The 10,953-nt window shown below is 48.3% G+C and carries 9 protein-coding genes; 7 read left to right on the top strand and 2 right to left on the bottom strand.

Annotation, left to right across the window (positions count from 1 at the left end):
* The 4 genes from Q7P41_RS01760 to Q7P41_RS01745 all read left to right on the top strand — a co-directional run.
* Window positions 1–1,031: DUF362 domain-containing protein (locus Q7P41_RS01760; RefSeq protein ID WP_303881672.1), on the top strand; the 1,031-nt coding region annotated here is incomplete at its 5' end.
* Window positions 1,032–1,045: 14 nt separating this feature from the next.
* The gene (locus Q7P41_RS01755; protein WP_303881671.1) at window positions 1,046–1,933 is read left to right on the top strand and encodes an Mrp/NBP35 family ATP-binding protein; all 888 of its coding nucleotides are present in this window, start codon (window positions 1,046–1,048) and stop codon (window positions 1,931–1,933) included.
* Window positions 1,934–1,939: 6 nt separating this feature from the next.
* Window positions 1,940–2,314 (top strand): hypothetical protein, encoded by a 375-nt coding sequence (locus Q7P41_RS01750; protein WP_303881670.1) that lies wholly within the window; start codon window positions 1,940–1,942, stop codon window positions 2,312–2,314.
* A 285-nt stretch (window positions 2,315–2,599) separates the two neighbouring features.
* The gene (locus Q7P41_RS01745; RefSeq protein ID WP_303881669.1) at window positions 2,600–2,989 is read left to right on the top strand and encodes a hypothetical protein; all 390 of its coding nucleotides are present in this window, start codon (window positions 2,600–2,602) and stop codon (window positions 2,987–2,989) included.
* A 98-nt stretch (window positions 2,990–3,087) separates the two neighbouring features.
* Here Q7P41_RS01745 and Q7P41_RS01740 read toward each other — a convergent pair whose 3' ends face one another.
* On the bottom strand, window positions 3,088–3,354 hold the full coding sequence (locus tag Q7P41_RS01740) for a hypothetical protein (protein WP_303881667.1): 267 nt from the start codon (window positions 3,352–3,354) through the stop codon (window positions 3,088–3,090).
* 687 nt (window positions 3,355–4,041) lie between these two features.
* Here Q7P41_RS01740 and Q7P41_RS01735 point away from each other — a divergent pair.
* Genes Q7P41_RS01735 through pheA form a run of 3 tightly spaced genes read left to right on the top strand, consistent with a single transcriptional unit; the run spans window position 4,042 to window position 9,357 of the window.
* Window positions 4,042–7,236, top strand: a complete 3,195-nt coding sequence (locus Q7P41_RS01735) for a DEAD/DEAH box helicase (protein ID WP_303881666.1) — start codon at window positions 4,042–4,044, stop codon at window positions 7,234–7,236.
* Between the two features lie 56 nt (window positions 7,237–7,292).
* Window positions 7,293–8,249: a type IV pilus biogenesis protein PilM gene (gene pilM / locus Q7P41_RS01730; protein WP_303881665.1), complete on the top strand. Its 957-nt coding sequence runs from the start codon at window positions 7,293–7,295 to the stop codon at window positions 8,247–8,249.
* Between the two features lie 31 nt (window positions 8,250–8,280).
* Entirely contained in the window at window positions 8,281–9,357 is a 1,077-nt protein-coding gene (pheA, locus tag Q7P41_RS01725) for a prephenate dehydratase (RefSeq protein WP_303881664.1), read from the top strand.
* Window positions 9,358–9,371: 14 nt separating this feature from the next.
* On the opposite strand, the gene aroB is transcribed toward pheA, so the two are convergent.
* Window positions 9,372–10,953 (bottom strand): 3-dehydroquinate synthase (gene aroB / locus Q7P41_RS01720; protein WP_303881663.1); only part of this gene is annotated, 1,582 nt, incomplete at its 5' end.

Here is a 10,953-nt window from a genome sequence, read left to right as displayed (position 1 = left end):
AAAAAGGCGAGCTCCAGGGCCTATTTTCCCAAGGAGAGCTGGTTGCCGTTAAGTTTGAGGCCGGTGAAAGGGATAACCTCAGATACGTGAGGCCCTTGCTCGTCAAGGCAGTGGTCGACGTGGTTTACTCCCTAGGGGGACAGCCGCTGTTGGTCGATACTTTGAGCATGAGCTCAAAGGCCTCAGAAGTGGGCCGCAGGTGGCTTGAGGCGGTGACGCTGCACGGTTTTGACGTGACAAGCCTTGGCAAAAGTCCCATGCTGGCCGATGGATATACGGGCGAGGAGGAGATGCTCCTCCAGGTCGACGGCGAGGAGCTCGGCGGCGTGGAGATCGCCAGGGCCGTTGCGGAATCGCAGGCGCTCGTCGTAATCTCTCACGTTACTGCCCATCCCTTTGCCGGCCTGTCTGGGGCGCTGGTTTCCTGCGGCGTTGGCTGTGCCTCTTTCAGGGGAAAGGAAAGGATCCATGCTCCCTTGCGCCCCCTATTTGTGCAGGATCGCTGTGACGGATGCGGGCAGTGCGAAAAACATTGCCCGCACGATGCAGTGCGCTTGAAGGACGACAGGCCTTCCCTGGACGACAAAAGGTGCAAAGGCTGCGCCTACTACTGCACGGCCGCATGCCCCGTAGGCGCAGTCGTCATAGACGGACGCATGGCCAGGCGCTTTCAAAGGCGCGTCGTCGATTCCGCCTTGGCCGTCACAGGGGCATTGCAGGGTAAGGTCTATTATGTAAATATCCTGATGGACGTGTGTCCCTACCCGGATTGCTATCCCTTTTCAGACGTTCCCTTCGTCTCGGACAGGGGAATTTTGATGTCCCATGACCCCGTGGCCCTCGACAGCGCCACTTTGAATGTCTTGGACGAATCTTCCGGCATCCGGGGCAGCATTGCCGAGGAAAGCGAAAGCCTGGGTTCAAGCGATGACAAGCTGCTTCGTATAACCGGGGTTGACCCGACGTCTATGATCGCCTATGCTAAAAAGTTGGGCATGGGAAGCGACAGCTTTGAGATCCGTAAGGCGTAAAGCGGGGTGTGATCATGAACGCCGACATCGAAAGAGAACAGTTTGAGGCCATGAAATCGAAGGTGAGGGAAGAAGCTCTTAAGGCCAAAGGCCCAATGGCGATGGCCTTGAAGGACATTCGTCATAAAATAGCAATACTTAGCGGCAAGGGTGGCGTAGGAAAGACCGTCGTCACCGTTAACCTGGCCTCGACCTTGAAGAAAAAGGGTTACGAAGTATGCATCTTCGACGCCGACCTTCACGGGCCAGCCGTGCCCAAGGCGTTGGGACTGTACGGCAGGATGGACGTGGTAAGCGAACACGATCACCCCGGCCATCATGACCTTCGCTTTAATCCCTTATTGTCGTCCAACGGCATAAAGGTCGTTTCGGTGGCCTCCATGTGGGCGTCGCAAGAGCAACCCATAATGTGGAAGGGAGCCCACAAGATGCGCGCCATACGGCAGCTCATAGCGTCGGTCAACTGGGGAAGGGCTGACTTTCTTTTGGTAGACCTTCCCCCCGGAACGGGAGACGAGGTACAGACGGTCATGAGGTCCATACCCAAGCTGGACGGCATGATAGTGGTGACGACCCCGCAGGGACTCTCCACCATGGTCTGCACCAGGGCCATAAGCGCCGCCAGGGAGCTGGAGGTTCCTTTGCTTGGCCTGGTGGAAAACATGAGCTGGCTCAAATGCCCGTCCTGTGCCACGGAGATGTATCCCTTCGGCAAGGGGCAGGGAGAAAAGCTCGCCCGCCTCATGGAGATACCCTTTTGGGGAAAGATACCCATAGAGCTTGAGATGGGAGAATGCGTCGATGAGGGTGTCCCCTTTGTCGATGAAAAGCCCGACTCCGATTTCAGCAAGGCCATGGACAAGATCGTATCGAAATTGATGGAATCCCTTGGAGAGAATTGATGTGTCATGAGCTACATTAATGATGCAAGCGAAGGAGAAAAGGGAAACGACGGCGATTTCATCCGTTCCGTCATGGGGATGGGCAAGGAAGCGCTGAAGCTGCTTTATAGGCTGAACACCGACGAGATCACGTTGGACCAGTTCGTCGAGGGGATGGCCTCGCTCAACGCCGCCGATCTATTGTCCGAATATTGGGCTTACGACGAGGGGGACGAGCGAGCCTTCGACGTAGCCAGGCAGATTTTATGGCTCATCAGCTCCCTTGAAAGCGACGCCTACAATCAGTTCGAGCTCTACGGGATAACCGCCTTCCACGAGGATTTCCGCGAACTTAGGGATTACCTTTTGGCGTTGGAGAAACACTGCAGGATAAGGTTATGAATTCCAGAACTAACTAGCAAAAAACAAAGAGATGAGCAACTAATTTCTTATCGACTCCTCGTTTAAACGAGCTGTTTGCTTTATATAACCATACGTTTTGCTTTTCTCCGCCTCGAAGAATCGAAAGCCAAGATGTAATAAGAAACTTTGACGAGATAGTCAAAATCTTACTCTTTTTGGCCTATTCAATTGAGGGTAGACATTAGACCATAGTTTGTTTTATTATAATTTATAACGTTTCGAATTTGCTGAGGAAATAGGAGCTTGGGGAGGGGTGAAGCGAAGATGAAACGACGTCACTATATGCTTATCGCCTTATGTGTAATGGCGATAAGCATGACTTTATGGGCAACGTTGCCTTCCGATGAGGACCGACCGACTACCCGGGAATTTATAATTCGTGTTACCGGGACTGAGGGTTTGCCTGCCGATGGAATAGTTACTGTCGTAGATAAAAATCGAACCAAAGATGAAGCTTTCACTGTGAAAGTTCCTTGGGAAAAACGAATAACTGCCGATAGCGTCAACGCCGGTTTTCAGAAATTAAGTCCTGACGGACTCTTAAAAATACAACTTTTAGATGATGATGGAAATATAATTCATGAGTCGGAGACGACGCTGAAATACGGGGTTGTTTTTGTAATGTCAGATAAACCAGACATACAACCAAAATAGCCGGGCATATATATCCTAATTTATAAGAAATTTCAGCGGAGACGCAGCCTGCAAGTACGAAAATAAAAGGGTGCCTTGAAGGCACCCTTTTATTTTGATTATCCGTTTGGATTGGAATTTGAGGAACTGCCGGCGGTATCCGGATTCACAGAACTAAGATTTTTGCCTCCGCATACAGAACACCTTTTACCGCCTGCAATCAAAAGCACTATGCCAACCAATCCAAGTATGGGGCCCAAGATAAGGCCTATGAAAGGAATAAACAAGAATAAAACAAGTCCAATTAATATACATACTATACCACCCGTCAGATTTTTCTTTGTTCCCACCATCCTTTTGCAGTTGTTGCAATACATATCTGCCACTCTCATCGCCTCCATTTTTTATAGAGATAACTAAATCGCCTCGTCATACTTTATGTATTATTAGCTGCTAACTGCTTTACTTGATAACGGATAGCGCTCAAATATATTTACGGCGGAAAATGCCGCCCCATATCTGAGAAACTTTAAATGTCAAAGTCTCAACTCTGGTGGTCAATGTTTTTCCCATATCCCTTCGCATTCCCTTTCTTTGTAAGGTGCTGCATTGATCATAGTATTACAACTTCCTTCAAGCCTTTGTCATTGCCGGAAGACAGATGGTGCAAATCCTCTTCATTCAAGCTAACATAGTATTGAGTCGCTGCCATTCCTCCGAGAGTTTAGATTTACAGCAACTTTATTGTATTAGAAAACAGTAACCTTTTTAAATTACTTTAGGAAGGCATCATACTAAAATTCACATATGATATCACACATAACGCTCTACTTGGATTAACCTCACACATCGTACTACTTCTAATGTAACCATTATGGTTTTATTGTAGATAAGAATTATGGAAATTCAAGTTATGTACAATATTGTCATAATATACTAAATTTTCAGATACATTTAATATTTCTTTTTCTTATAGTATATCCTCCAGCGCTGATTGATTGATAAATGACTGAAGTTATCATATTATATTTGTTACATAAGTTGCGAATTCTTTTGAGGAAAGGAAGATCGATGTGTTATCAATTCCTAAAAGAGTCCTAAAAGCTTGGATAGCCTCCGAAGCATTAACGCCTCATTTGATGCCAAGGCAGCGTAATGGAGCAGAAAATTCCAAGAAATTGTTATATGTGAAAGAATCTCCAGAACCGTGGGTGCTTCCACAATACGGCAAACAAAGGGGAGAAAGTGCATTTTATTGGTTGTTGTATTTTGGAGAACTAAAACTTGATTCTGTTATGAAATATATACTGAAAAAATATCCTGATAATGCTGAGGACGAACGTTCCTACCCCAAAGGCACAGCCGCATTAGCTGCAGTTCTTTTAGATGAACAAGGCAAGCTGATCGAAGAGAAAACCTTTTTATCGAGTTTTGCGTGGAGTTACGGGCAACTTATTTCTGGTTGTCCAGAAAACCTGGTAAATTTTCAGAAAGTCGAAGCAAATATTAAGTCAAATCTCGAGAAGCGTTTGAAGAATAATGATGATAATGGCAACAGATCTTCAATAACGCACAAGGTTATAGATGACGCATTTGTTTGGCTTATCGCTGAGTTGAAAATTCCAGAAAAGAGTGTATTAAAGAAATTTTGTGCATTTCGGTTGCCTCAGTTTGAAGCTAAACAAGAACCTCCCGATATGGAACTGCTTAACAGCTTTTTTATAGAAGACCTTTCTGTTGCGCTAAGGGCTTTTGATGAAGACCGGGCGGGAAAGGCTTTAAAAAAATATATGCAAATGGAATCGAGTAAAGTCAACAGAGTTGATGTAGCAAAAAATATAGAAAAACTTAAAGACATCCTTGCTCCGGATAAAATGCCACTGGTGCGATGGCCCAGCAACTATCCCCTGGTATTGATGCAGCAGGCAGCGGTGAATCATGTGTCGGAAGAACTGGCAAACGGGGGATTGGCTGCCGTTAATGGACCTCCTGGAACTGGAAAGACTACATTGTTACGTGATGTTATAGCCAAGGTAATTTTGGATCGGGCTGTCGCTATGTCCAAGTATGATGATCCTGCAAAGGCATTCAAGCTTGATCCGAAGTTAAAAATGAGAGTCGATCAAAATAATTATATCGATCTCTACAGGCTCGACGAAAGTATAATGGGTTATGAAATTGTTGTCGCCTCGTCAAATAATAAGGCCGTCGAAAACGTGAGTCGCGAAATACCCTCAATAGACGCGATTGCCAAAGAATTGCAGGGTAAGATCAATTATTTTCGTACCCTTTCAGACGAGTTAATGTCAGGCTCCACATGGGGTATGGTTGCTGCCGTGCTGGGGAATTCCGCTCATTGCAGATTATTCGCAAAGACCTTTTACCATAACGAGAAGGTAGGTATAAGACATTATCTTAACTCTATATTAAATGGATATGATAGCACAAAGCTGTCGCAGGACGATATTGTAGCTATTGAAAATCCTCCCAGTAATAGGGGTGAAGCATTGAATCGTTGGCATGCAGCGTGCAAAAAGTTTAGTGAAAAGCTTGCGGAGTCAGAAAAATTGCGAAAAGAGGCTCAAATGGCGTGTTCAATGCTTGGCATCAGACGTAAGGTAATCAGGCTTATTGCTGCGACTCAAGAACAGCTTGGTCAATTGAGCGACAACTACGAAAAAGTCAAAGAAGAAGAAAAGGCAGCCAGAGACGAGCTCGTCAGGGCCGAAACTGCCGAAACCGAGGTTTCCCTAAGGGTTGAGACTATAGAGCGAAAACGTCCGTGTTTTTTTGTTCGGTTATTTTGTACTCGTAAATATCGCAATTGGCGTGACAGTGCAGAACAAGCACGTATTAGCCTTAATGAAGCTCAAAGGATAAAGAAGCAAGCCGAAAAAAGCTTGCAGGATAAAGAAGAAAGGGCCGCAGAGCAGGAAAACAAACTAAAAAAGCTCAAAAAAGAAAAATTACAACATGAGGCCCATCTGGTAAAACTTGAAAAAATGATAGCTGAGGAACGCAAAAAGGTTGGCGACAATTTTGCAGATGATGATTTTTGGATGCAGGAAGACGAGATATTGCAGTTAAAATCACCGTGGTTATATGATGACTGGCAGGCGGTAAGGAGTGATCTTTTTGCGGAAGCTTTCAATGTGCATCGAGCCTTCATCGATGCTGCTGCAAAGCAGCTGAGTTCTAATCTTCGTGGTGTCATTGAAATTATAGGCGGCAAGGCACTTCCCGGAGAACTTGAGCCTTTACGTCGGCATTTGTGGTCCACTCTTTTTTTGATCGTTCCAGTGATCTCCGCAACTTTTGCATCGATTGGAAGACTTTTCGGCTCATTGGACAAGGAGCAGCTTGGTTGGCTTCTCATAGACGAAGCTGGACAGGCAACGCCCCAGGCAGCCGTTGGAGCTATATGGAGAGCTAGACGCGTTCTCGTCGTAGGCGATCCCTTACAAATCCAACCTGTTGTGACGATGCCTCCAGAGTTGATTAGTAAGATATTTGTAAGCCTAGACTTTAAAAAAGAAGAAGAAAGGGATTGGGCAGCTCCAGAGGCCTCTGTTCAAACGCTGGCCGATAAGGCAAGTTTCTTTGGAACTTGCCTTAAAATTGAGGACGAAGCGGAAGGCTGCGAGAGGGATATATGGGTGGGTTGTCCGCTTCGCGTTCATCGGCGCTGTCATAGACCTATGTTCGATATTTCTAATAATGTTGCATACAATGGGATGATGATATATGGGACGATCGAAAGTGATTCTGAAATAGGAAAAATTTTAGGTGACAGCAGGTGGTTGCATGTTCCTCTTGGAGGTAATGTTAACGAAAAATGGTCTGAGGATGAGGGAAATTTTGCGTTCGGGTTGTTACGGCAATTACTTAACGAAGGCATTAATAATCCTGACATATTTTTTATTTCTCCTTTTAGAATAGTTGCGGATAACTTACGCAAATTAATAATGGAATTAATAATGAAAGATTCGACAATAACGAGGCCTGTGTCGAATGATCAAAGGTGGATCCATGACAGGGTTGGAACTATACATACTTTTCAAGGCAAGGAAGCCGATACTGTAGTGATAGTCTTGGGCGCTCCTAGCGATGATGGCAAATCTTGCGGCGCCCGCATGTGGGCAGGCCAGCAACCCAATTTACTTAACGTTGCCGTTACGAGGGCTAAACGTCGTTTGTATGTCATCGGCAACCGCGAGGCATGGAAAAACGCTGGGTACTTTCAATATCTTGACAGAGGATTAGAATAGATAGTATATGATATTGCCACGCTATTGTTTTACCATCTTCGGACAGGAGTGATCTCATGAAAAGCTGCCTCCACTGCGGCATATCCATCACAGGGGAAGGGCTTCGCTATGTGGAGCTCCAAAGGCAAGGCACCTCGGTCTGGTGCAGTTCGCGGGCCAAGGTCTACCTCTCAAAAAAGGCCATATGCACCGAAAGCGTTGCCGATGTAGATTTCCTTTATACTGCGCTTAAAAAATTGAAGCGAAAGATAGGAAGGTTTGGCAAAATCAGGGCTGCATTCGGGATCCCGATGAGGGATAGCTACGCCTGCTTCTTGGATTTTCCCGGCGACATGATCTTCGATGATGTCAAAAAATCGCTTCGTTGGCGACTTGAGGAACACTTTCCCCTTTCCGGCGAAGAAGCTTACTACGATGCGGCGGAAGTGGGTTTTCCCTACAGTGGCGATTTATATGATAAAGGACCGCTTAAGAAGTATCTGGTTGTGGCATCAAGCAAACCATTTGTAGACAATATCATGAAAGCTACGACTAAAGCCGGCTTTTTTCCGACAGCCTTGGAGCCCGTATCGGTGGCGCTTTTTAGGAGCGCCTTTACTCAATTTAAGGACAAAGACGACGCTTCAGCCGTATCTAAGGGTGAATGGCAGCTCTGTTTTTTTCCCGGAGGGACAATATCGTTGATAGCGCTCGGCTACAGAGGAAATGAGATATTTTTCAGGCCTGTAATGGTTGGCCGTCAAATGGCCTTCGAGGATTTGGTCCAAAACGCCGCAAAGGAAATCAACTTTACCGTGGATTACCTTAGCGGATGCTATCCCCATTTCGAGATAAATAAATTGTTTCTGGTCTCATCTGCCAAAAGGGACCTGATCTTGCTTGATGCCTTAAGATCTGCCCTGAGGTTTGAGGTATCCTTGCTCGATCCGTGGAGGACGTTTTCTTCCCACGAGCGGCCCAAAGGATATGGCTGGGAGGCCTCGCTGGGCTTGGCCCTCAGAGATATTGTATAATTGCATGAAATATCGGTGAGGTGGCATTGTCGTGTCGAATGAGGACCTATATGCACTAAGACAAAGGATAGAATCAGTGGACGAGGGGATGCTTCGCCTTCTGGAGGAGCGCGTGAAGTTGGCCAAGGAGATAGGCAAGGTCAAAGGCGGAGATTGCATCTACGATCCCGTGAGGGAGACCGAGGTGATAGAGCGGCTTTGCCGTTTGGCCGAAGGCCTGGACCCCAGGTTTGTGAGCTTGCTGTTTAGGGAAGTCATATCCTTTTGCAGGTCCGTACAAAGGCCGACCAGGGTGGCTTGCATGGGCCCTGAGGGCTCCTTTTCTCACGAGGCCGTGATCTCGTTTTTGGGCAGGTTCGTGGACGTGGTCTTCGTCGAAAATCCGGCCGAGGTGTTTGACTACGTATCGAAGGATAAGGCCGGTATTGGGGTTGTCCCCGTGGAAAACACCACGGAGGGCACTGTCTATTCTACGCTGGACGCCTTTGCCGCGGCCGAGCCCGGCATTTCCGTGATGGGTGAGGGGCAGATCCCCATAAGGCTTGTCCTGGCAAGCATAGAAGAGGACATGACAAATATCGAAGAAGTCTACTCCCATCCCCAGCCCTTCGGTCAATGCAGGAACTGGCTTTATAAAAATTTGCCCGGGGCGCGGCAAATACCTACGTCTAGCACCAGCTTTGCGGCGAACCTGGCAAGAACAACCAAGAAAAGTGCTGCCATATGCGGAAGGCTTGCGGCGGAGCTAAGCGGATTGAAGATCTTAGAGGAGGGCATAGAAGACCAGCCTTACAACGCCACGAGGTTTTGGCTCATCGGGCGCGCCGTTGCCAGGCCCTCTGAAAGGAGCAAGACATCGATACTTTTTAACGTCGCCCACAAGCCCGGCACACTGTTTCAGGCCTTGGAGCCATTATACCGAGAAGGCCTTAACCTTACGCTCATACAGTCGCGCCCTCTTCCGGGAAACCCCTTCGAGTACTTCTTCTTCGTGGACTTCGAGGGCGACATGGAAAGCCAAAACGTCAAAGAAGCCCTTGATGTGATGAAGTCCAGGGTCGAGCGCCTGCGAGTATTGGGCTCCTATCCGCAGATCAAAAGGGTGTAAGCTGCCCCCTTGGTTTAGCACGTCGTTGCGCGGTAGGCGTCCCCTAAAAGCTCTAACGAGGTTTGAAGGACCTTACATTTTCCGCCTTCAGTGGGAAGTGCCATCGTGGGCCTTCCGCCCACGAATTTTTTGTCCTTCATCAGATAGGCGACGACTTCATCGAAAGGCCTGTCGGGCCTGACTGGCAGGCCGAAGAACTCAAGCAGTTCGAGCAGCTCGGCTAAGGTCTCGTCGCGACATAGGTTGAGCATGACGGCCATGCGAGTGGCGACGACCAATCCGATGGCCACGGCGTCTCCGTGCTTTATTTCGCTGTAGCCTGAAGATGCCTCCAAGCCGTGAGCCACGGTATGGCCCAAGTTCAGGCGCGTCCTTGCGCCCGATGTTTCCCTCTCGTCTTCTTTGACGATCGAGGCCTTGAGCTCGATACATCGTTTTACCATTTCAAGCAATGTATCCGGATCCCTTTCAAGGATCGATCTTCTGTTATCCGAAAGCCAGCGGAAAAACTTGCGGTCCTCTCCGAGACCGTATTTTATGACTTCTGCCATCCCCTGCCTGAACTCCTCGTCGGGGAGGCTCAGGAGACAGTTTACGTCGACGATGACGCAGCAAGGCTGATGAAACGTGCCTACGAGGTTTTTGCCCTCAGGCAGGTTTACGGCCGTCTTTCCCCCGATGGCGCTGTCTACCTGCGCGATGAGGGTGGTGGGGATATGTACGATATCTATGCCCCGCATCCATGTAGAGGCGGCAAAGCCCGCCGCATCTCCCACGCAGCCTCCGCCTACGGCAAGAATTAAGCCTTTCCTGTCTACGCCGCACTGGCTCAAGTTTTCGTAGATGGCCGAAACCTGGCGCAGGGTCTTTCCTTCCTCGCCTCGGGGGAGGAGGTGAAAGCCCGAAGCCTCTTTGATCCTCCTTACAAACATCGTAAACGTAATGGGGTCGCTTATTATGAAGGGCTTTCCGCTATGAATGCCAAGGAATGCCTCAAGGGTGTCATTTAAGGCCTTATCCGAGGTGAGTATTCCTCTTCCAACGATCACGGGATAGCTCGTGCCCTTCGTTTTTACCTGCAAGGTCTCACATCTTGTCTTTGGCATGTCTTTGGCCACATCAAGGCCGAGGCCCTTTACTATGAGTGAAGCCACCTCGTCGACTAAGATCTCGTCGGTCGACACGCGAAAGTGCGCGTCCTTGTAGGCATCGCGCCGTTTGTTCAACAGCTCGGCCACGTTGTCTTCCCTTAAAAGCGGCCTTTTGCCCGGTTGGTTTGATGCGCGCTTTATTATGGTGTTCACGGCTGCATCCAGCATTATCAGGGTGCCGTTTGCCATTATCTTTGCCTTGTTTTCGGGGTTGACTAGCACGCCTCCGCCCAGGCCTACTATGACGTTTTTGAGCTTAAAGGTCTCGTCGAGCACGCGCCTCTCAAGCTCGCGAAAATGGCCTTCGCCGCAGGTGGCAAATATTTCTGCAATACTCATGCCTGCCATGGCCTCTATCAGGTCGTCGGTGTCCAGGAAGGGCAATCCCGTTAGCTCCGATAGCTTGCTTCCCACGGAGGTCTTGCCGGCGGCCATGAAGCCCCCG

The organism is Acetomicrobium mobile (assembly GCF_937920065.1).
This window is presented reverse-complemented; position numbering and strand designations above follow the sequence as displayed.